The 21,527-nt window shown below is 59.4% G+C and carries 19 protein-coding genes; 9 read left to right on the top strand and 10 right to left on the bottom strand.

The window, feature by feature from the left end:
• Positions 1-28: 28 nt before the first annotated feature.
• The 4 genes from HMPREF2975_RS05635 to HMPREF2975_RS05625 form a co-directional block, all read right to left on the bottom strand.
• Positions 29-1,438 (bottom strand): Nramp family divalent metal transporter, encoded by a 1,410-nt coding sequence (locus tag HMPREF2975_RS05635; protein ID WP_227469278.1) that lies wholly within the window; start codon positions 1,436-1,438, stop codon positions 29-31.
• An 808-nt stretch (positions 1,439-2,246) separates the two neighbouring features.
• Entirely contained in the window at positions 2,247-2,321 is a 75-nt protein-coding gene (locus HMPREF2975_RS13075) for a 50S ribosomal protein bL37 (protein WP_371935780.1), read from the bottom strand.
• Between the two features lie 175 nt (positions 2,322-2,496).
• On the bottom strand, positions 2,497-2,808 hold the full coding sequence (locus HMPREF2975_RS05630; RefSeq protein WP_058237008.1) for a hypothetical protein: 312 nt from the start codon (positions 2,806-2,808) through the stop codon (positions 2,497-2,499).
• The gene (locus HMPREF2975_RS05625; protein ID WP_070726475.1) at positions 2,805-3,401 is read right to left on the bottom strand and encodes a sigma-70 family RNA polymerase sigma factor; all 597 of its coding nucleotides are present in this window, start codon (positions 3,399-3,401) and stop codon (positions 2,805-2,807) included. Before HMPREF2975_RS05625 ends, HMPREF2975_RS05630 begins: the two co-directional genes overlap by 4 nt.
• A gap of 325 nt (positions 3,402-3,726) precedes the next feature.
• Between HMPREF2975_RS05625 and HMPREF2975_RS05620 the strand changes: the two genes are divergently transcribed.
• Genes HMPREF2975_RS05620 through rsgA form a run of 3 tightly spaced genes read left to right on the top strand, consistent with a single transcriptional unit; the run spans position 3,727 to position 6,739 of the window.
• Positions 3,727-4,233 carry a DoxX family protein gene (locus tag HMPREF2975_RS05620; RefSeq protein ID WP_070726395.1) on the top strand — a complete coding sequence of 169 codons (507 nt, stop codon included), beginning with the start codon at positions 3,727-3,729 and terminating at the stop codon, positions 4,231-4,233.
• Positions 4,230-5,669 carry a 3-phosphoshikimate 1-carboxyvinyltransferase gene (gene aroA, locus HMPREF2975_RS05615; protein ID WP_070726392.1) on the top strand — a complete coding sequence of 480 codons (1,440 nt, stop codon included), beginning with the start codon at positions 4,230-4,232 and terminating at the stop codon, positions 5,667-5,669. The genes HMPREF2975_RS05620 and aroA overlap by 4 nt, the downstream gene beginning before the upstream one ends.
• On the top strand, positions 5,666-6,739 hold the full coding sequence (rsgA, locus tag HMPREF2975_RS05610) for a ribosome small subunit-dependent GTPase A (RefSeq protein WP_058237828.1): 1,074 nt from the start codon (positions 5,666-5,668) through the stop codon (positions 6,737-6,739). The genes aroA and rsgA overlap by 4 nt, the downstream gene beginning before the upstream one ends.
• Positions 6,740-6,840: 101 nt before the next feature.
• Here the strand turns inward: rsgA and HMPREF2975_RS05605 are convergent, their stop codons facing one another.
• Entirely contained in the window at positions 6,841-7,581 is a 741-nt protein-coding gene (locus tag HMPREF2975_RS05605) for a glutamine amidotransferase (RefSeq protein WP_070726474.1), read from the bottom strand.
• Positions 7,582-7,674: 93 nt separating this feature from the next.
• Between HMPREF2975_RS05605 and HMPREF2975_RS05600 the strand changes: the two genes are divergently transcribed.
• The 3 genes from HMPREF2975_RS05600 to HMPREF2975_RS05590 are packed head-to-tail and all read left to right on the top strand — an operon-like array spanning position 7,675 to position 12,997.
• Positions 7,675-8,484, top strand: a complete 810-nt coding sequence (locus HMPREF2975_RS05600) for an inositol monophosphatase family protein (protein ID WP_070726389.1) — start codon at positions 7,675-7,677, stop codon at positions 8,482-8,484.
• Between the two features lie 53 nt (positions 8,485-8,537).
• Positions 8,538-9,809, top strand: coding sequence for an exonuclease SbcCD subunit D (locus HMPREF2975_RS05595; RefSeq protein ID WP_070726386.1), 1,272 nt, complete (start codon positions 8,538-8,540; stop codon positions 9,807-9,809).
• A complete protein-coding gene (locus tag HMPREF2975_RS05590; RefSeq protein WP_070726383.1) occupies positions 9,806-12,997 on the top strand; it encodes an AAA family ATPase in 3,192 nt (1,063 codons plus the stop codon). Before HMPREF2975_RS05595 ends, HMPREF2975_RS05590 begins: the two co-directional genes overlap by 4 nt.
• A gap of 12 nt (positions 12,998-13,009) precedes the next feature.
• On the opposite strand, the gene HMPREF2975_RS05585 is transcribed toward HMPREF2975_RS05590, so the two are convergent.
• The 3 genes from HMPREF2975_RS05585 to HMPREF2975_RS05575 are packed head-to-tail and all read right to left on the bottom strand — an operon-like array spanning position 13,010 to position 15,535.
• On the bottom strand, positions 13,010-13,549 hold the full coding sequence (locus HMPREF2975_RS05585) for a DUF6912 family protein (protein ID WP_141757304.1): 540 nt from the start codon (positions 13,547-13,549) through the stop codon (positions 13,010-13,012).
• A gap of 58 nt (positions 13,550-13,607) precedes the next feature.
• A complete protein-coding gene (locus HMPREF2975_RS05580; RefSeq protein WP_070726382.1) occupies positions 13,608-14,918 on the bottom strand; it encodes a CpaE/TadZ family protein in 1,311 nt (436 codons plus the stop codon).
• Positions 14,915-15,535: an SAF domain-containing protein gene (locus HMPREF2975_RS05575; protein ID WP_070726379.1), complete on the bottom strand. Its 621-nt coding sequence runs from the start codon at positions 15,533-15,535 to the stop codon at positions 14,915-14,917. Before HMPREF2975_RS05575 ends, HMPREF2975_RS05580 begins: the two co-directional genes overlap by 4 nt.
• 258 nt (positions 15,536-15,793) lie before the next feature.
• Between HMPREF2975_RS05575 and HMPREF2975_RS05570 the strand changes: the two genes are divergently transcribed.
• Positions 15,794-16,009 (top strand): helix-turn-helix domain-containing protein, encoded by a 216-nt coding sequence (locus HMPREF2975_RS05570; protein ID WP_058237829.1) that lies wholly within the window; start codon positions 15,794-15,796, stop codon positions 16,007-16,009.
• Between the two features lie 7 nt (positions 16,010-16,016).
• Here the strand turns inward: HMPREF2975_RS05570 and HMPREF2975_RS05565 are convergent, their stop codons facing one another.
• A complete protein-coding gene (locus tag HMPREF2975_RS05565; RefSeq protein ID WP_141757303.1) occupies positions 16,017-16,625 on the bottom strand; it encodes a hypothetical protein in 609 nt (202 codons plus the stop codon).
• An 81-nt stretch (positions 16,626-16,706) separates the two neighbouring features.
• Between HMPREF2975_RS05565 and HMPREF2975_RS05560 the strand changes: the two genes are divergently transcribed.
• Together HMPREF2975_RS05560 and HMPREF2975_RS05555 are read left to right on the top strand one after the other, a co-directional pair.
• On the top strand, positions 16,707-17,855 hold the full coding sequence (locus tag HMPREF2975_RS05560) for a hypothetical protein (protein ID WP_141757302.1): 1,149 nt from the start codon (positions 16,707-16,709) through the stop codon (positions 17,853-17,855).
• Positions 17,852-18,334 (top strand): Rv3235 family protein, encoded by a 483-nt coding sequence (locus HMPREF2975_RS05555; RefSeq protein ID WP_083314439.1) that lies wholly within the window; start codon positions 17,852-17,854, stop codon positions 18,332-18,334. Before HMPREF2975_RS05560 ends, HMPREF2975_RS05555 begins: the two co-directional genes overlap by 4 nt.
• Before the next feature lie 85 nt (positions 18,335-18,419).
• Here the strand turns inward: HMPREF2975_RS05555 and secA are convergent, their stop codons facing one another.
• The gene (secA, locus tag HMPREF2975_RS05550) at positions 18,420-21,398 is read right to left on the bottom strand and encodes a preprotein translocase subunit SecA (protein WP_070726374.1); all 2,979 of its coding nucleotides are present in this window, start codon (positions 21,396-21,398) and stop codon (positions 18,420-18,422) included.
• Positions 21,399-21,527: the final 129 nt, after the last annotated feature.

The following is a 21,527-nucleotide window of genomic DNA, read 5'->3' as shown; positions in this document are numbered from 1 at the left end:
GCCGGCCGCGGCGAGGTTGCCGCGCTGGTCAGAGCCACCCTCCAACGATTTCGAGGATCAGTTTCAGGTTGAGGATTGTCAGCACGATGGTGGACACCCATCCCAGGATTGCGACCCATTTCGCGTTGACGAAGCGCTCTCCCATGATTTTCTTCGACGATGTCAGCCACACCAGTGGCACCATTGAAATCGGCAATGCGATGCACAGGAATACCTGCGATCCCACCAGGAGTTCTTCGAGGGCGACCTCGGAACCATTAAATGCAATCGTGCAGACCAACACAGGAATCACAGTGATGACGCGGGTGATGACGCGGCGCGCCCACAGCGGAATGCGCAGCCTGATGAAACCCTCCATCACGATCTGGCCCGTCAGCGTGCCGGTAATCGTTGAGTTCTGGCCCGAGGCCAGCAGTGCGACAGCGAAGAGCGTGGACAGAACCGGGCTGGCAACTGTACCTGCCAGCGAGGGATTCTGGAGAGCATCGTAGAGCGAGCCGAATGTGGACAGGTCCTCGCTGGAACCGAAGAAGAGCGCAGCACCCAAAAGCAGCAGGAGGCAGTTGATCACGAACGCTGCACCCAGCTGGATGTTCGAATCCCACGTAGCGAAACGTACGGCGCGAGCCTGGTCGCCCTCGTCATGTCGGTTGTAGGAACGAGACTGCACGATGGATGAATGCAGATACAGGTTGTGGGGCATGACGGTTGCGCCCACAATGCCAAGTGCCATGGTGAGTTCGCCGCGGCTCAGCGTCTGGGGTGACGGCAGGAAACCCTTCGCCATGTCGGGGATGCTGGGTTGCGCAAGGATGACCTCGTACAGGAAAACCGCCATGATCGTCAGAATCAGCGTGACGACGATGGCCTCAATCTTCCTGAAACCGACGCTCATCAGCAGCAAGAGCAGCAGCACGTCGAGGACGGTGATGAGGACACCGACGATGAGCGGCAGTCCAAACAATAAGTGCAAGGCGATAGCTGCGCCGATGACTTCCGCCAGGTCGGTCGCCATGATGGCGAGCTCGGTGACGACCCATAGGACGAGCCCGAGTGTGCGCGAGGTGTGGGCGCGCGTAGCCTGCGCCAGGTCCATGCCGGCAACGATGCCAAGTTTGGCTGCCATGTACTGCAGCAGCATCGCGATCAGCGAGGAAACCAGAATGACGTTGAGCAGCAGATACCCGTATTGCTGACCGCCGCCGATGGAAGTTACCCAGTTGCCCGGATCCATGTAACCCACCGCGACCAGGGCGCCCGGGCCCGAAAAAGCGAAAAGTTGGCACAGGAAGCTCGCATTCTTATCAGGGATCGCCACAGTTCCGTTGATCTCCTGCAGAGACGGCCCGTTAGCAAGGGTCACTAAATGCCGGCGACCGTCTGTGCGCGGTGCTGCATCGTCGCGTCCAGTCGTGCGCACTCCACTCTCACGTTTCACGTGCACTTTCTCTTTCTCTTTATCAATCCCTCGGTGCGAGGAGGAATCCCCTCAAACGCCTGGCCTCGAATAAGCCCAGGCAGCTTCCCAGACCCACGGCATCAGAACCATTTGTAGAACCTCACGGGTATACGATACCTCTTTTTCGGCTACCCGGAATTCATCTCGAGATGTCTGCGCCACACTTCACAGCGCCTGTCATGGCCTAGGACCAGCGACCCCAATGTGGATCTCTCGATGCACATACCCCTAGATTTAAGGTCTCTCGTTGCACATACCCCTAAATTTGACTCGCAAAATGCACATACCCCTAGATCAAGCGTCAGCGGAGATACACACAGACACACTCATGGCCCGTGACCAGCGCTTTTGAAAACTCGCCCAAGGACAGGGTTTTTAAATCTAGGGGTTCGTGCACAAAAAAAGCGAAGATCTAGGGGAATGTGCACCTGCCCAAGTTAGATCTAGGGGAATGTGCACCTGCCCAAGTTAGATCTAGGGGTATGTGCACCTACTCGGGCTAGATCTGCGCTTGCGGAGCCGAATGTCAGCCCTTCAAGCCCATAGCCAGCGCGCACCGCTCACCCCATACACACATTTCGGGCATTAACCCAACATTCTGGGCATTAACCCCACCACATTCCCGACTTTAACCACCATTTCCAACGCGCTCCCCGCCCGCGACCGCCTGTCGCCCCAGGCACATAAAAAAGCCCAGCACCATGAGATGCTGGGCTTTACTCGCACGGCCTCAGGATCGTGAGATCCGGTCAGTGACGTGCGTCAGATTAGCTTGCTCGCACACCAACTAGCAGTTGGGACGCTTGCCATGGTTGGCAGCGTTCTTGCGACGTGCACGGCGCTTACGACCACGCTTCGACATCACGGCCTCCTCAAATTGTTGAATCAACTTGCCCAGTTTTCCATAGACTGGCCCAAGTCACAAATATCTCAGGCTAATCGAAACCAATCTCACGTCCCCAGCCTTGGTACTCTCCTCCACTGCCCCGGCATTCACGCCCGTCAGCCTTAGCTCTCAGGTCCACAAGCCCTGCCAATTACTCCTGTTCATACACGCTGCAGATCCGCATCCGCAGCGATTCAGGCGCACGCACCGTGCGCGCCAAGTAGGCCCGTTTGAGCATCTGCCGGAACTGGCGCTCACGTTGGATGGCTCGCTGACAGGTCTGACAGCGCTGCACATGGGCAACCAACAGCTCAGCCGCCCGCTCATCCAACGCTTCGATCGGGATCGCGCGCGCAGCGTCACCCTCGTCGTGACAATCCGACCACGTGCGCATCTCGACATCCACGATCTCGCCGACGTGTGCACGCAGTTGGGAACAGGTGATGTGAATGAGTGATCTCATGCGTTGTCTCCTATCCCGTATTCGCGCGCAAGGCCTGCCAAAGATTTCCTCAATGCCGCCCTGCCGCGATGCAGACGCGACATTACCGTGCCGATTGGAATGTCCAGCGTCTGAGCGATTTCTTTGTAACTGAGCTGCTCGACGTCCGCCAGCCACACGACCACTCGGTAGTCCTCTGACAAGTCCTCCATCGCGTCGCGTACCTGGTCGGACGGAATGCGGTCAAGTGCTTCGGCTTCAGCTGAGCGCAACCCCTCTTCCGAATGCGACGCGGCATCGACCAGCTGCCAGTCCTCCACCGTTTCCGTGCCCGAGCGTTTCGGGGAGCGCTTGGCCTTGCGGTAGTGCGTGATATACGTGTTGGTCAGGATCCGGTACAGCCAGGCCTTGATATTCGTGCCCGGCTTGTACTGGTCGAACTTTGCGTAGGCTTTCTCAAATGTTTCCTGCACTAGGTCCTCAGCATCAGCCCGGTGGCGCGTCATCGACAGTGCCGCGCCGTAGAGCTGGTCAAGCAGCGGGAGTGCTTCAGCCTCGAAACGTTCCTTCTTCCCCACCGGCGCAGACTCTTTAAGCGCAGATCCATTGGCCACAGACTCATTGACGAGGGTGACCTGCCCGCCGTCAGATTCGCCATCCACGCGCGTCGACGGATCCAGATCCGCAGCCGTTTCAGCAGCGGTATGCTCGGCGCTGTGGGTGTGAGTGAACGTGTGTGCCATCAGCATCCACATTAGTGCCAAATGGCCGGCCAGGCCGGCCAGGCCGGTCACACCCACCTGATATCGCGTGTCACCTGCCTGAAAAGCCCCGCGGATGCTCTGTTGCCTCATATACTTCATAACGAGCGGGGAACTGAATTTGTTCCATCGCTTCTTCACAGTCGCCAGATCATCCAGAAGGGCAGACCATAGGATCATGAATATTCTTCGCCTAGTCGCACGACCATTGCTCGCACTCCCATTCATTGCAACCGGGGTGAGCGCAATCAGGAACCCCGACGAACACGTGGAGCGCATTGAACCGGCACGTCCGCTGCTTGACAAGACCGGCCTGACGCTGAGCGATGGCCAGCTCAAACTTGCCACACGCGCACTGGGCGGCGTGACCGCTGTCGCCGGAGTGTCACTGGCTCTGGGCAAGGCCACACGAACCTCTGCAGCGGTATTGGCTCTGACCTCCATCCCTCTGGCTCTGGTGAACAACCCCGTGTGGACGGAGGGAACCCCCGATCAGCGCGCTGCGTGGAGGAACGGCCTGATCAAGGATTTCGCTTTGTTCGGCGGCCTGGTCATCGCCTCGACCGACCGTGAGGGACGCCCATCCGCCACGTGGAAGCTGCGCAACTGGGCCGATCACCGCTCCGAGCTGCGTGCGGCACGAAGTCAGGCATGGGATGACGCTTCGGAGGTCTATCAGGCATGACGGCGGGGGCTTTGCTTCCCCTCTGGTCCGCGCCTTTCATCGAACCTCACCGGCGAATCGATGCCAGCGTCACAGTTCCCGGTTCAAAATCGCTGACCAATCGTGCATTCATTCTGGCCGCTCAGAGTACGAATGAGTGTGTGATCGACGGAGCTTTGGATTCGCGTGACACACGCCTGATGGCCGATGCGCTCGAACAATTGGGCTGCACTGTCGATTGGGATTCCACAGGATCGGCGCGCGTGCGTCCCTCTCGGCACACGATGGGCGAGGCGCGCGCACACATTGACTGCGGCCTTGCCGGAACCGTCATGCGTTTCGTGCCCGCCCTGTGCGCCGCGGCCGGCGTGCACGCGTTTTTTGACGGCGACGAGGGAGCACGCGTACGCCCTCTAGACGCACTCCTGAGCGCTCTGACCAGTGCCGGCGCTCGTATCACCTGTCATGGCGAACCAGGTTTCCTGCCTTTCGAACTCGACGGGATTCCCGCTGATATTTGCGGCAGTGATGGCGTGACCAACCGCCATGCACCGATGACGATTGACGTTGATACACACGAGTCGTCACAATTTGCCTCAGCGCTGCTGTTGAGCGCTCCCCTGCTCGCCACCCGTATGAACAGGCCGGTTCAGATTCGACTCACTGGCCGGGTCGTGTCTCTGCCGCACATTCAGATGAGCGTGCGGACCCTCCAGGAATGGGGTGTGACCGTTCGCTCCGGCACAGACGAGGGTGGCCTGAACGGCCCTGACAGTGCGACCTGTGGCAGCACAACACCAACCGACGCACAGGCTCCCTCGTGGATTATTGAGCCGGAGCTACCGATCCTGAGCCACGTTGCCATCGAGCCCGACCTGTCGAACGCCGGGCCGTTCATCGCTGCTGCTCTGGTCACCGGTGGGCAGGTGCGAATCCCGCACTGGCCCGTGCACACGACGCAACCCGGTGACGCGTTTCGTCAGATCGCTCAGCAGATGGGTGGGCAGGTCAACGTGGATGCCGACGGGATCCTCTGCGTGAAGGGCCCCGAGCGTGGCCGGTTGCTCGGCGTTGACCGTGATATGAGTGACATCGGTGAGCTGACGCCGACCGTGGCGGCGCTGGCAGCTGTCGCATCGACCGAGTCGCATCTATCGGGAATCAGTCATCTGCGAGGGCATGAAACGGATCGTGTGAGCGCTCTGCGCACCGAGATCGAGCGACTGGGCGGTGACGTAACAGAGCACCCTGATGCGCTGACGATTCGCCCGCGAGCGCTCCACGCAGCGGACCTGCACACGTATCACGATCACCGCATGGCGATGTTCGGAGCAATCATCGGACTGGTGGTGGACGGCGTGCGCGTCTTCGATATTGGGACGACAGGTAAGACACTGCCTGATTTTGTCGCGCTGTGGCAGGCGACGGTCGCATCGGCCGAAAGTGGGGATCAGTGAACAGACGCGATATCGGCACTGATGATCCGCGGGTGCGAGTGCGTCCTGGTCGAGGATCCCGGCCGCGCACCAAGAAGCGCCCGGACTGGTCGACCCGCCCGCTGGGTCGCGTTATTGCGATTAACCGCGGGCGTTTCATTGTTGCCGCCGATAGCGGTGTACGCATTGTTGCAGTGCAGGCTCGCGAGCTGGGTCGCGGCTCTGTCGTTGTCGGTGACCGAGTGCGGCTGACGGGAGACCTGTCGGGTGCGAAAGATACTCTGGGGCGCATCGTCGCTGTTGAGGAGCGCTCATCGGTGCTGCGGCGCTCGCGTGAGGATGTGCCTGAACAGCGCGAGAAGATCATCGTGGCAAACGCGCAGCTGATGGTGATCGTTACGGCGCTGGCCAGTCCGCCGCCTCGGATCGGGATGATTGACCGGTGTCTGGTTGCCGCACATGAGGCAGGTATGGAATCCCTCGTCGTCCTGACGAAGTCTGACCTGGCGCCTGCTGACGACATTATTCGTACCTACGACGGCTTTGGTGTCCCCTTTGTCGTGACGACAGCTTCAGGAACCGATGAAGGCGGCTGTGGGCAAGTCACGACTGGTTTGGAGGAACTGCGCGCTCACGTGGAAGGCAGGACGTCGGTGCTCGTCGGCCATTCGGGAGTGGGTAAGTCCACGCTCATCAATGCGCTGGTACCCGATGCGCATCGCAGTGTTGGTCACGTCAATGCCGTGACTGGACGAGGGCGGCACACGTCCACGTCGTTGGAAGCTTTCATGTTGCCGTCAGGCGGGTGGGTGATTGACACGCCCGGGGTCCGTTCCTTCGGCCTGGCCCACGTTGACGAATCCGATGTACTGGCGGTGTTCCCTGAGCTGAAGGATGTGTGTTCGTGGTGCTTGCCGATGTGCACGCATCTGGAGTCGGAGCCTTCATGCGCGCTGGACGCATGGATCAGTGGGCAGGAACCTTTCAACGCGCAACCGGTCAGCAGTGACGAATCGGACAGGCGGCGCAGGATTGTCGATTCGGCGCGCCGACTTCTCGAGTCCACGGCAAGCGCAAGAGCTCACCACTGACGCGCGCCGATCGGCGCACTCGGGCTAGCCGCCCCTGAGGGGCCAGGCCGACTGCGGGAGCTGAGCCGACCGCGAAGATCAGCCTGGCAGCCAGAAGCAGTTCAGCCCCGGCGGAAATGGCGAGCGAAGTTTTGCAGGAATAAGTGCGCGCCCGACACATCGGCCGACGCGGTTTCCGACTCAATGCGGGCACGTTCAGTCGGCGCATAATAACCCCGGTCCGCATATTCGCGGATTCGCACGTCAATACCTGCGTGATCAAGTTCGGGGTGGAACTGGCTGGCCCAGCACGACTCCCCTACCCTGATCAGCTGCACTGGCGCGATAGACGGTCCCTGCGCAATGAGCACAGCACTGTCAGGCATGGCGGTCACGGCCTCGTGGTGGCCGACGAATGCGCGGAACGTGTCGGGCACTCCCTCGCACAGCGGATCCCCTGCGGCGGCCGACGTAAGTGTCATCTGCGGTGCGGAGATCTCCTCGGCAGCTTCAGGTCCGACGCGTCCGCCCTGATGCACAGCAAGTAGACCCAGGCCGTAGCAGATTCCGAAAAAGGGGAAGGACTCGTCGAGGAGGCGGTCAAAGAGTGCGAAAAGGTTACGCTCAATATCGTGCTGTACCTGACTTTTCCGGTCTTCAGGAGCGGCCACGTCAAACGGTGATCCGCACAGAATGATTCCGGAATACTCGTCGAAGTTGACTGATGGGAAGGGTTCAGCTTCCATTCGCACATGTACGATCTCATCGGATGACAGGCCTGCCAGGCGCGGCAGGTTAATCAGCTCATCGCGTGCAACGACTTCTTCGCTACGTGAAGTCAGCATGAGGAATGGTTGTGACATGTCCATACTGTAAACGGAATGTGTCCCGCTGCGCTCAGCGAAGCGCCGCCGTGAGATAGGACTTTACACGCCAAATGCCGATACTGTAGAAGCATGTCTGATACTCGCCGTTACATTGAGGACCTCCGCCTGGCGCACGTCCTCGCAGACCAGGTGGATGCGCTGACGATGGATCGTTTCGGTGCGCAGGATCTTCAGGTTGAGTCCAAGCCCGACCTCACTCCCGTAACCGATGCTGACCGTGCGGCGGAGGATTTGATCCGCTCCCAGCTGTCCCACGTGCGCTCGCGCGACGCGGTAGTCGGTGAGGAACGAGGCTCGTCGGGCCATTCTGCCCGCCGGTGGATCATCGATCCGATTGACGGGACGAAGAATTTTGTGCGCGGTGTGCCGGTGTGGGCAACGCTGATCGCACTGGTTGAAGATGATCGGGTCGTGATGGGACTTGCCTCTGCGCCCGCGTTGAAGCGGCGCTGGTGGGCTGCTGCTGACCAGGGAGCGTGGACCGGCACCTCGTTGATGCGAGCGAAGAAAATCTCCGTGTCGAAGGTGGATTCGATCGAGGATGCGTCCCTGTCGTATTCCTCACTGGACGGATGGCTCCACCATGATCGAGGAGGGCAATTCCTCCAGCTACAGTCATCATTTTGGCGCACCCGTGCCTACGGTGATTTCTGGAGCTACATGCTGGTCGCTGAAGGTGCGGTCGATGCAGCATGCGAACCGGAACTGAACGTGTGGGATATGGCGGCGTGCTATGCGATTGTGACTGAAGCTGGCGGTTCTTTCACGTCGTTGACCGGCGAGGACGGCCCGTGGGGTGACAATGCGTGTGCCTCCAACGGACTGATTCACAAGGAGATTCTGACCCAGCTGGATTGGCCTGACAGCACCTCTGATTAGGGTGTTTGCCGGGGCGGTACGCAAATGCACATGGCATGGAGCACACTGACAGCATGTTGATTGTGCACACCTCTGACTGGCATGTTGGCCGCACCCTGCACGGGGCCGACCTGTCCCCAGCGCGCGACCTCTTCTTCGAGTGGCTCATCGATCTGGTGAAGTCGCGCCACGTCGATGCGCTCCTCATCAGCGGCGATTTATTCGATCGAGCAATCCCTCCCGCCCACGTTCTCCGTCCTCTGTCGGACGCCCTTGTTCGCCTATGTTCACTGACTCGTGTCATCATCATTCCCGGCAATCACGATTCCGCCATTCGGCTGGGCTACCTCGCTCCTTTTCTTCAAGACTCACTCACGATTGCTTCCACCATCGAGGACATTGACCGCCCCATCGTCGTCACGTCCAGCGACGGTGAGCATGCCACCATCTACGCGATTCCCTACCTCGAGCCTGACCTGGTGCGCGAACCCCTGTCTGACATTATTGACGAGGATGGCCAGGCGATTCCGTTGGTGCGTTCGCATGAGGCCGTCATAAGTGCTGCGTTGCGCCGAATCGGTGCCGATATCGAGGCTCGCCACGATGGACACGGTATGCGCAGCGGTGAGGCGACCGGCGGACATGACGGCGGGCGTGACAACGATGAGACCAGTGGCGTTCTGAACAGCGATGACGGCGTGCGAATCGTCATGTCGCACGCATTCTTCACAGGAGGAGCCCCATCTGAATCAGAACGCGACATCCAGGTCGGTGGGGTCGCCTCGGTGCCAGCGGGTGTCTTCGACGAATACGGTATTGACTATGTGGCTGCCGGCCACCTCCACCGGCCGCAAAATATCAGCGGAAGCAGCGCCACGATCCGCTACAGCGGATCACCTATGCCGTTTTCCTTTTCTGAGGCTTCCTCCACCCAGTCGGTGACGCTTCTTCATATTGACGGAGGCACACTCACCGACATTGAGGCCGTTCCCACCCCTATCTGGCGCAATCTCGACGTGATCGAGGGGCCCTTTGAACAGGTTATTTCTGACCAGTATGCGGAGCAGAGAGACGACTTCGTCTCGATCACGGTAACTGACGACATTCGTCCGCGTGACCTGATTGCACGCATCCGTCACGTCTTTCCCTACGCGCTCGCCATCTTGCATGCGCCACCCGTGCCCGCCAGCCAACGCCTTACCGGTCCGAGCAGACAGGCCGCGCGCTCAGATCGTGCCGTCATTGACGAGTACTTCGAGCAGACGATCGGCCGTTCCCTGAATGAAGCAGAGCGGTCCGTCATTGATTCAGTGTGGGAGCAGATCCAGGTCAGGAGCGTCCAATGAAAATTCGTTGCCTTGATCTGGAAGGTATTGGCCCGTTTATCTCTCACCACACAGTGGACTTCACGCGCTTCGACGATGGTGGGCTTTTCCTGCTGCACGGTCCGACCGGGGCTGGAAAATCGACGATTCTTGACTGCGTGAGCTTCGCGCTTTACGGCACAGTTGCACGTCAAGGCGATGCAGATAATGCACGTCTGCGTTCAACGCTGGTTGATGAGAAGGCACCCTCGCGCGTGTCCCTGGTCTTTGAAACAGATGCGGGTATCTTCCGCGTGACGCGTACTCCCCAGTTCACGCGTGAGGGCCGTAAGACTGCCATCAACCAGAGTGCTCACCTGGAAAAGGTTCGAGCCGACGAATCCGGCACCTACGTCACCGTCGATGCGCTCTGTTCCGGAGTCAAAGATACGAATATTGAGATCACTCACCTCATCGGTCTTAACGGCGTTCAGTATCTGCAAACAGCGATTTTGCCGCAGGGAAAATTCTCCCAGTTTCTCACTGCCTCATCTGAAGATCGTCACGCACTGCTATCCAGCATCTTCCAGACTTCTCTTTTCGTCAATTTCGAAACGGCACTGAAGGAGAAGGCCAAGGCGGCGCGAGGAAGCCTCGAACACGATCAGCAACAGGTCAGTTCACTGATTCACTCACTGCCCGCGCAGTTATGGCAGGCACTCGGTGGCACAGACCCTGATTCGACACCGCCGCCCAGCGCCCAGGAAAGTGGGTCCGACGAAAACCAGTCGACGGCAGATCTCAGCGCACACGATTCTCCACCGATCACTGCCGCCATGCTGGTCGAGTTGATCGGCATTGACGATGCTGCCATACGTACGCATCTGGAGGATGGTCAGAGGATTCTTGAGCATCAAGCACACGATGATCTGAAGCGCTCGCATGAGTGTGCGCACACTGCAGAAGAACTGGGCAAGCAGCTGCAAGCCGCGACTGACCTCGCCCGGCGTGTGCGTGAGCGCATCGAACTGGAAAAACGCGCGAGCACACTCAACGCTGAGCGTCACGACATTGACGCAGTGCGCACCCAACTGGCTCGAGCACGCCAGGCAGCTCACGTTATTCCTGTTCTCCATCGCCTGGACGAGGCTCGAACGCGCCAGGTCGACGCGCGCGATGCGCTGGCGGACGCGATGGCTGCTGCCCGCAGTGCCCACGTCGATCCTGCTTACCTGTCAGGTCTGGACACCGACGAATCGCGCGAGCCTTCCCTGGCAGATGACAGTGAGATAGCTGCCACGGTGCTCACGCTGACCCGTGCCCATGACACTCTGCACGCTCGCCACATCAAAATCTCTGAACTGGCCACCGTGGAGGCCGCTTTGCCAGAGCGACGCGAAGCCTTGCAGGGGCAACAAAGTCAGCTCGAGCAGCTTAACCGGCAGCAGGAGTTGCTGCGTCAGCGCATGCGCAACGATGCCGAACAGTTGGAAGCCCTGGCTGCGTCCGATGAGCGGGCAACGACCGCTTCGATCGACCTCACCGCGGCTCAAACGCGCCACGAGGCTCTCGACAAGCGGCTCGACGCCGCACGCCGTGCCGTCACTGTTGCTCAGAAGTTAGAAGACACGATACGCGAAGCTGAACAAGCTCAGGCGCGCATCGACACAGTTCATGACACTATACAGCAGGCGCGGCGCGCACTGCTCGCGCAGTCAGCCCTGCGTATTGCTTCGACTCTGGAATCCGGCAAGCCGTGTCCGGTGTGCGGCTCAACCGAGCACCCATCCCCTGCCCAGGCAGGCGAGGCGGGCACCGTCGATCCTGCTGACATCGACCAGTTGCACGTGCAGTATCAGCAGGAACAGGATGCATTCACCCAATTAAGCGCGCAATGCGCATCGATTCGTTCCACATGGGATGCCCTCGGGCAGCAAGCTGACGGAAGCGTGGAGGATCTGACAGCCGCACTGGCAGACGAAGCACGCACAATCGACGCTCTGAAAGTTGCTCTACAAGCGGTGCAACACGACCAGAAGACCGCCGAGAAACTTCGGACGCAGCGCACACGTGACGACGAATCATGCCGTGACCTGCTCCGCCGCAGTGATCGCCTGACTCACGACATTGAAACGGCGCAGGCAGCTCTAGATACTGATGAGAAGCGGTGTACAGCGGCGCGCGCCCACGGCGATGGCGAAGCGACCTTGCAGGACATAGATCACGACATCACAGTGCAGATCGACGCCATTGACACATTGAGACAAGCCTGTGAAAACGCCATCCACGCGCGAGCTGCCGTCGACCAGGCGCTGGCTGAACAGGCGGATGCCCTCGAACGATACGGCTACGCTGAAGGCGATGGTGGCACCGCCCAGGTGCGCGCTGACATGCGCACCGACGTGGCAATCAGCGAAATGGATGCTCGCATCACAGCGTTTGATCGAGATGACGCACACGTGCACAATTCCCTGCAATCCGAGCGCCTGAAAGACGTTGACACGTCCCGGAGTCCCGACGTTGACGCCGCAGCGCGCAGCTACGAAGACGCTCAGTCAGTATCGCGTGAAGCAGCCCAACGTGCCGGCGCCAGCTCGCAGGTTGCTGCCGATGTGAAAAAAGCTGTGGCAACTGTTCAGGAACGCCTCGACACACTGGTGAAGAACCGCGACGCGTTCGGGCCGCTTGACTACCTCTCGCAGCTGGCATCATCGGGTCAGCTCTCGGCGGACTCACCGCAAACTTCTCTGTCCCACTGGGTGCTCGGTAGACGACTGGATGACGTTCTGGCCTGCGCTAACCCTCGTATCATGACAATTTCGAACGGGCGCTACGAGCTGATTCGTTCAGACAAGGACTATTCGCGCAATAAAGCTCAAGGCCTCGGCCTGACGGTACTCGACCATGAAACAGACAAGGTACGCTCCCCGAAGACGTTATCGGGAGGAGAAACATTCTACATTTCCCTTGCTCTGGCACTGGGCCTGTCCGATGTCGTGACCACCGAAAACGGTGGCATCGAACTGCGCACGATGTTCATCGATGAAGGCTTCGGGTCACTTGACTCCTCCACCCTCGACACGGTGATGGCGCAGCTGGCGTCCCTGCACACATCAGGGCGTACCATCGGCGTGATTTCGCACGTCGCAGACATGACGTCGCGGATCTTAGACCAGATCGAAGTCATACCAGTGGCTTCGGGAGGATCAACACTGCGGGTACGCGCATAGGCACCTCGAGAATCACACGTGGGTACGGCCGCAGCTGACGATGCCACCACCAGCGCACGCGGTGCGCTCACTCGCGTCAAACCACAGCAACGGTTCATCCCACAGCGCGTCAAGAGCCCCGGTCACATCGTCCTCAGTGAGGGCCTGCGTCACGCGCTCAACCAGCGGCGCCGCCTCCGCGTCATCAATGAAGAAAGCCACCACATCATCCCACCGGTACGTCTGGGGACGTGCCTGTGCAACATGCACAGCGGCCAGGTCGCCTGCCTCATCGCTGACCTCAGCCTCAGCCTCACACGCGATGACAACTCGGCGTGCCGGCACACAGAAGGCAGGTGAATCAGGGCATGCGCGAGCCTCATCACCATCTTCTTCGTCCTCTGCATCGCGGCGATCGCGGATCAATTCGAGTGAGGCGAGAGCAGCCTGGTTCATCGCAGAGTCTTCACGCTCCTCAATGTCGTCGCCTCGAAGCCCATCCTCAAGAATCGCCACATACCCTGGTCGAACAGGCGGCTGATCGGCAGATAACTCGTCTAAAACCGCTGGCACATACAATCGCATGCCTCCAGTGTCCCACATCAGTGCCGCGCGCTTGCCGCGGTGAGCATCACGCAGCATGTTCAGGAAGCACAGCCAACACCACCTGGGTCAGCGCGGCCAACGCCTGACCGACCGGCTGATCAGGTTCGGCATGAACAATTGCCCGCGCGTGCAGCAGGGAGGCGCTCACGCGCGAGTCCTCCGGGACAAGTTGAATACTGCGCCCGGGAATCACCGGAGCGAGGGCCTGCACAATCGCGTTGACAGGTCGAGGCCCTGCTCCCGACGATGACACATGGTTGGCCACCAGGATCGGCTCGACGTGCGGGGCGATCTGGCCTACCCACTGATACGCGTCCACAAGCCGATTGATACCCAGAGAATCACCACGAAACACGCACATCACCGCATCAGCGCTCCGCACAATTGCCGCGACCAGGTCATCGCGCGACCCCTGATGCCGATTCCCCGGTGCCACCGGATCCAGCGTTGCTGCAGCCACGTCCACGATGATGAGGTCATACAGCGAGCGGGCCGCCGACAGTGCGCTGACCACCGCTGCCGGTGATACCTCACGCCACCGTTGCGGCGACGTGATTCCCGTGAGAATGTCGAGGGAATCGGTCAGTGGTACTGCAGCTCCCCGAATCTCGTCGGCTCCGACATCAGTGCGCGCAGCAGTCCGTGAGAGCACAGCGATACCCGACGCATCCTGCGCAATACCCGCCATATGAGCCAGGGATGGTGCACACGTGTCAGCATCGACGAGGAGGACGCGCGCACTGGCTGACGCACCCGCCGCCACGTTGAATGCTATTGTCGACCTTCCGGGAGCACCTGACGGCCCCCACACACAGACGATCTTCCCGAATTCCGCAGTCCCGTCAACGCTGCGCTGCGCGTCTGATAACTCGTCATCACCGTCGGCAAATGCGTAGGAGCGCTTTTGATGCGCTATCTGGGCTTCCCGTCGGCCGGACGCATCCTCCCCCGTTTGGGGAAGCTCACCGCTCTCCGGAGAAAAAGATGCACTCATCCCCAAGGCGCGCAGCGAATCCACGATCCCATCAGGTGAATCGGGCTGAGCAATTCCATCAGCATGCAGCGCACGTAAGGACGGCGCATCAGCCAGGGGCGCGAGAACAATGACACCGATATGGTGCGCGTGCAGGTCCTCCACGATGCGGGCATCAAGGTCAGGATCATCAGCATCAATAATGGCGCATTGTGCAACCGATGAGCGCGCGCATGCCCGCACTTCCGTCAGGTCAGCGCACCGGCGCGACACAGTAAACTCCTCGCTTTCGTTGATCGCCTGGACGAGGCGCCCCTCCGTCTGGGTCGGCGCGCACACGATCACACCGATCGGCCCACTCATTGTCCGATCGGAACGGCCGTGATCGTTCCGTTTCCTCCCGTAGCTTCAAGCACGGCTGAGACGTCAGAAAATGGGATACGTACTTCAATTCTGTGCACCGATGCAGCACCGATTCCTGCGGCGCCCTCGACACTGCGAATAAAAACGGCGTTGCCCGATACGACCGTTGGGTGGGACTGATGGTCTTTGCTCATGGAGGCTGAAGGGATCGACCACAGTTCAATGGATGTGCCGGTAGCAGTGGACTCCGGTAGTCCGGCACCTATGTCGATCACGAGGCGGCGATAATCGTCGTCTTCGTCTGTTGTCACTGCTCCCGTTGCAATCAGCTCACCTTTTCCGATGCTGTGCGACGCCAGCGCTCCGTCAGGAAGCTCATCGCGCTGCACATACGCATCGCTTTCGGGCCGTGCATCCACGATCTGCAGATTCGACGTGTCCAGCGGTTCTCCCGGAGCGATGTCGCGCGTTGCCTGATAGATGCTTACTCCGCCGCGGGCATGAGATACAAGGAGTGTGCACGCAAGGATAGACAGCGTGACGAGTGCGATGCCGATCAGGAATCGCGGATCACGTATGACGCTGCGCCGGCGCGGTATTCGGGCGGTGTTCTTCATATGTGGCACTCCCACATCATGCCCGGTTTTTTCCTCGATGTGGAGTTATCCACAAAAACTTCCGCTCACCCCCACACACTGCCTTTGCGGTCAGTTCGCTCTGACCTGCATCTTCACACATGAGGCCTCGTCGAGGAGTCCTCTCGCCTCGTCCACATGCTCACAAAGTGGACACGCAACTTTCGATGAACACCGCACTATATCCACAACAAGTGAATAAAGCTTTACTGAACTGAAAGGAAATGTCATGATATGGGTATGACTTCACGATTCCTGACACTGGCCGACGTCGCTGAAACACTGAACCTGACGATGTCCGCCGCCCGTTCACTGGTGACGTCGGGGGAACTTCCTGCAATCCAGGTTGGCGGCAAGAAGGCATGGCGGGTCGAAGCCAGTGTTCTCGAGCAGTACATTCAGGATCAGTACGCGGCTACTCGTGAGCGCATGAAGGTCGAATCGGCTCACAGCTAACGGCGCGTCAGATCATCAGCGAATCTGCCATCTGGCTCGGCGCACGCAGTGTGCGTATCCCACCCGTCGACAGCGACATGACGACTGGAGTGGTGAAGTCACGCGTGTCAAGAGCCTGCCCGCTGGACATGCTTTCAAGATCAAAGTGGTCACCCATGACAGCACAGACGTATCCTGCGTGCTGGCCGCCTTCATGGTCGATGACGACGTACACATTCTCATCTCTCAGCGCGCGCAGAACGTGACTGATCGCCACCTCATGTGCCAGCGCTGACTCATCGGCTGCGCGACTTCCCAGCGGCCAGGCTGCGACAATGGCGTGAGCCGGGATGAGCACCATGTGTACCCCATTGTCGATCACAATCCACTCACGCGCGCAGTCTCGAACGATCCCTGCCATGCGCTCACCTCCGCGCAGTAAGACGTTCAAGTTACTCCCCCGCGTCGCGAGCAGGCGCGCTGACATCGTTACACGCGCACACTCAACATCTGCGAGCTCGTCGACAAGAATGTCCATTTCCTCGCGCCGTTCAGCATCGAAGCGCGCACTTAAGTCTGCCAGAAGGCGATCCAGATCCATGCGCACAGTGTGGCACAAACTAAAAGGAACTGCCACCACTTGACATCAATTATTCTTTCATGCACACTCTAATCAATTCTTACGAACTAACATCAACTGACACGAAAGAAGTTCGATATGAATGGAGACAGTAGGTCTGGATACGTAGTCGAGACGGATGTCATGGATGGAACTGATTGCAATCGTGGGCTGGTGACGGTCACTGCCTGGGCAGGTGTACCTCTCCTGGCACTGACCGCCTACCTCGCTGTCCTCATTGTGCGATCAGGTGATCTGTATCGACCGGAGCTGTTGATTGCTCTGATCATCGCCTGTGTTGCAACGGTTTTTCTGGCATGGAACCAGCTCTGCGTCTTCCTGGCACTCCTCGCGACAGCTTCGTCGCGCACTGATGCACTGTCGCGGGCTCTCATTCGTTTTATTCGTCGCTTCGGCACGCAGCAGGCACGCGCAGTAATCGCGCGTCATGCTCTGGCGTTGAGCGTGTCGACCACCGCGATCAGCGCTATTGGAATGCCGGTTTTTGCCGCGCCACTCACGCCTTCCACCCCTTCTCTGACCAGTACATCATCTGCCACGCACGTTCTTCCCTTTTCTTCCATCGACGAGGGTGACTCCACGATTCCCGATGATCTGACCTGGCCAGCGTTGACCGCACAATCCACTTCGACAGCGCAATCAGGAGGTCCAAGCGCACAGCTTCCCTCCCCTTCTCACCAGATGCCACACGACACTCAACCAGAAGGCAACGCGATGGCACCCTCGCACTCTGGGCCGTCGACACAGACCGAGCACTCTGCACCATCTGCGAAGAACACTCCGCCTCAAGTCAGCCACCCTGCTGGATCATCGGCTTCCCAGGGCACCGACTCATCCAAGCAGCCCGCCTCCCCCTCGCACGCATACAGCACCGATTCCTCGAGGAAGCCTGCTTCACCTGTTTCCTCCAACGGTTTAAGTTCTGCCGGACAGGCAGCCTCATCCGTCCACTCACACGGTGTTGGCGCCGCAGGACACGATGCTTCGCCCGCCCCCACCCACAACACCGCTTCGTCCAACACGGGCAGCGCCACCCACTACGAAATCCAGCCTGGCGATTGTCTGTGGACGATCGCTGAAACATCCCTCCCCGCCTCAGCATCCGATGCCACGATCGCCCGCCATGTCGAGCGACTGATCCATGCGAACGCTGAGGTAATCGGAGACGATCCTGACCTGATCCACCCAGGAACAGTTATCACGATTCCCCCTAAGGAGAACTCATGAGCACGATACGCGCAGCCGAACGTTACTCCCGCAGCACAGATGGCTGCCTGAGATGGGATATGCGTCGAGATATGCCCACCCCGCTCGTCCTCGATTTTGAAGAGCGCCTCAAGCCCGATCCGGCGCGCCCCATTGCGCGCGACACGTTGCCCGACGCAGGGACGTGGGCAGCCAACCTGACGCGCGGCATCATTGAGGTTCTGCTGGGACGCAGACCCATCATGCAGCTTCGACGGTGGGTCGTGCCGGGGCTCTACGACCAGATTGATGCCACGGACTTCGATCCGGGCGGCGCGCTCCCCGCGCGGCGCACCAGCCCTGCCCCATGTCGCGTCATGTCAGTGAGCACGTGCGCCATCAAACCCGGGACGTTTGAAACCACCGTCGTCTTTGCGGTGTGCGGCCGGATCAGGGCAGCAGCGCTGAGGCTGGAAGATTTTCGAGGGCGATGGCTCGCCACCGCTCTCGACATCATTTAGAATCCGCCCGCGCACTACCTGTCAGGAGGCATAGGGAATTCGCCTGCAAAGAGAGCGGATCTCTCGCCTGCCAGGTATCGATGCCTTAGCGGTTTTTCCTCCGCTTGGCCGCAGCACGACGCTGCGCACGGTTCCCGCCGCCAGACGAAGCCGCGTTACCGCTCCTGCCTCGTCCAGCAGCCCGACCGCCAGCAGGCGACGCCTCGCCAGCGGTGTTACTCGATGAATACTTCAAGCGTGCTGCCTGCTTTTGCTGGCCCACATCACCCATCACAGATGTAGCACGCGCCAGCGCTGCAGACGAAGCTGCAGCTTTTTGCTCGGCTTCCTGCTGCATCTGACGAATCCGGCGCTGCTGTTCACGTTCAGCCTCTGACGCCTCGTCTGAGTTCCCTTCCTTGGCGTCATCCTCCGAATCCCACAGCGCTGAAGCAGTTTCCAGCGCTCCGGTCGTGTCTTCTTCAGCAGCCTCATCGTCCTGTTCACCAGCAGGTGAGAGCACGCCCTGTTCGCGCAGACGCTGCCACGCGAGTTCGAACTGGTGCAGGTAGCCGAAGATCTGCTGAACCGATTCTTCGCGGATACGCTCCATCATCGCCTGGAACATCTGCGCGCCCTCAGCCTTGTATTCGACCAGAGGATCGCGCTGTCCCATTGCACGCAGGCCGATGCCTTCCTTGAGGTAGTCCATCTCATACAGGTGCTCGCGCCACAGGCGGTCGACCGTCGCCAGCACGACACGGCGTTCGAGGTCACGCATCGGATCTTCCCCGAGCTGCTGAATTGCCAACGGATTCTGTTTGAGCTGCTCCTCGCCCAGCTCATAAACCGTGTGGATGTCACCCCTGATTTCAAAATTCAGGTCATCGCGCACCAATGAGTCCTGCCCGCCGTGAGCTTCGGCCACCTCTTTGGCGCTCACTGATACCGGGTAGTAGGAGCGCAACGCTGCCCACAGCTCGTTCAGATCCCAATCGTGAGCCGAATCTTCCTGCGTGTGCTCAGCAATGAGTGATTCAACCAGACGATCCATGAACCAGGATACCTGATCCTGCAGGTCAGCACCCTCAAGGACCTGACGACGCTGGTCATAAATCAACTCGCGCTGGTTGGTCATCACGTCGTCATACTTGAGGACGTTCTTGCGGATCTCAGCGTTACGGCCTTCGATCTGCGATTGTGCACTCGCAATGGAGCGTGACACAGCCTTGGACTCCAGTGGCATATCTTCCGGGTATGCGTTCGAGGCCATAATGCGCTGCGCAATCGTTGAATTAAACAGGCGCATCAGGTCATCTTCCATTGACAGGTAGAAACGAGACTCGCCCGGATCTCCCTGACGGCCGGAACGACCACGCAACTGGTTGTCAATGCGTCGCGACTCATGGCGCTCAGTGCCCAGGACGTACAGGCCACCGGCCTCGCGCACCTCTTCGCGTTCAGCTTCAACTGCCGCTTCGGCTTCCTCCAGTGCTTTCGGCCACGCCTCGCGGTACTCCTCAGCGTTCTCAGTCGGATCGAGACCCTTGGCAGCAAGATTGGACTGCGCAATGAACTCCGAGTTGCCGCCCAGCATAATGTCGGTACCACGGCCAGCCATGTTGGTGGCAACGGTAACTGCGCCCTTGCGGCCAGCCATTGCCACGACTTGAGCTTCACGCTCATGCTGTTTGGCGTTCAACACCTGGTGGGAGATGTGATGCTGACGCAGCATATTGGACAGCACTTCGGATTTCTCCACAGACGTCGTGCCCACCAGGATCGGCTGTCCAGCCTTGTGGCGTTCCTCAATATCCTCAACGATCGCGTTGAGTTTGCCTTTCAGCGTGGGGTACACAAGGTCGGAGTGATCCTTACGGATCATCGGCCGGTTCGTCGGAATCGGAATGACACCCATCTTGTAGGTATTGGAGAATTCGGCGGCTTCCGTTTCAGCCGTACCCGTCATACCGGAGCGTGACCCCTCAGGATACAAGCGGAAGTAGTTCTGCAGCGTAATGGTTGCCAGCGTCTGGTTTTCAGCCTTGATCTGGACCTTTTCCTTCGCTTCGATCGCCTGGTGCATACCTTCGTTGTAGCGGCGCCCGGGCAGCACACGGCCGGTGTGCTCATCGACAATGAGGACTTCGCCCTTACTGACGATGTAGTCCTTGTCGCGGTGGAAGAGTTCCTTAGCCTTGATGGAGTTGTTCAGGAAACCGATCAGCGGCGTGTTGGCGGCTTCGTACAGGTTCTCCACGCCCAGCTGGTCCTCGACTTTATCGATGCCGGGTTCCAGGATGCCAACCGTTTTCTTCTTCTCGTCGACTTCGTAGTCCGCGTCGCGTTCCAGCAGCTTCGCGATGCGCGCGAACTCGGTGTACCACCGGTTGACATCACCGGTCGCCGGCCCGGAAATAATCAGAGGCGTACGCGCCTCGTCAATCAGGATCGAGTCAACCTCGTCAACGATGACGAAGGCATGGCCGCGCTGCACCATGTCTTCAGTGCGCTGAGCCATATTGTCTCGCAGGTAGTCGAACCCGAACTCGTTGTTCGTGCCGTAGGTGATATCGGCGGCGTACTGTTTGCGTCGCTCGTCTGGGGTCTGGCCGGTGAGGATACATCCGACGCTGATGCCGAGGAAGCGGTAGACGCGTCCCATCAGCTCTGACTGATAGTGCGCCAAGTAGTCATTGACGGTGACCACGTGGACGCCTTTGCCGGTGAGGGCCCGCAAGTACGAGGGCATCGTGGCAACCAGAGTTTTACCTTCACCGGTTTTCATTTCGGCAATGTTGCCCATGTGCAGGGCAGCGCCGCCCATCACCTGGACGTGGAATGGCCGTTGACGCAGCGTCCGCCAGGCAGCTTCGCGAACTGTGGCGAACGCTTCCACCATCAGTTCATCCAGCGTCTCGCCGTCTTCGTAGCGCTTCTTGAATTCAGGGGTCTTAGCCTGAAGTTCTTCATCGGTCAGTGCCTTAAAATCCTCTTCAAGTGCATCTACGTGGTTCGCGATACGCTCGAGTTTCTTCAGCGTTCGTCCTTCTCCAGCTCGGAGGATTTTGTCAATCAGTGACACCGGTTCTCCTGACGTCTCATTCGAGGCACTTTGCCCCTACGTGCACGCACCCTAGTTAAAAGGCGCATATCACGCTTATACAGTCTACGAAAAATCTGCCACAAACGATTAATGGCATTCAACTCTTTC

Origin of the sequence: Actinomyces sp. HMSC065F12, assembly GCF_001814535.1 — a bacterium.
Taxonomy (GTDB): Bacteria; Actinomycetota; Actinomycetes; order Actinomycetales; family Actinomycetaceae; genus Pauljensenia; species Pauljensenia radingae_A.
The sequence above is the reverse complement of the archived record's forward strand: the minus strand, read 5'-3'. Positions and strand labels throughout refer to the sequence as shown.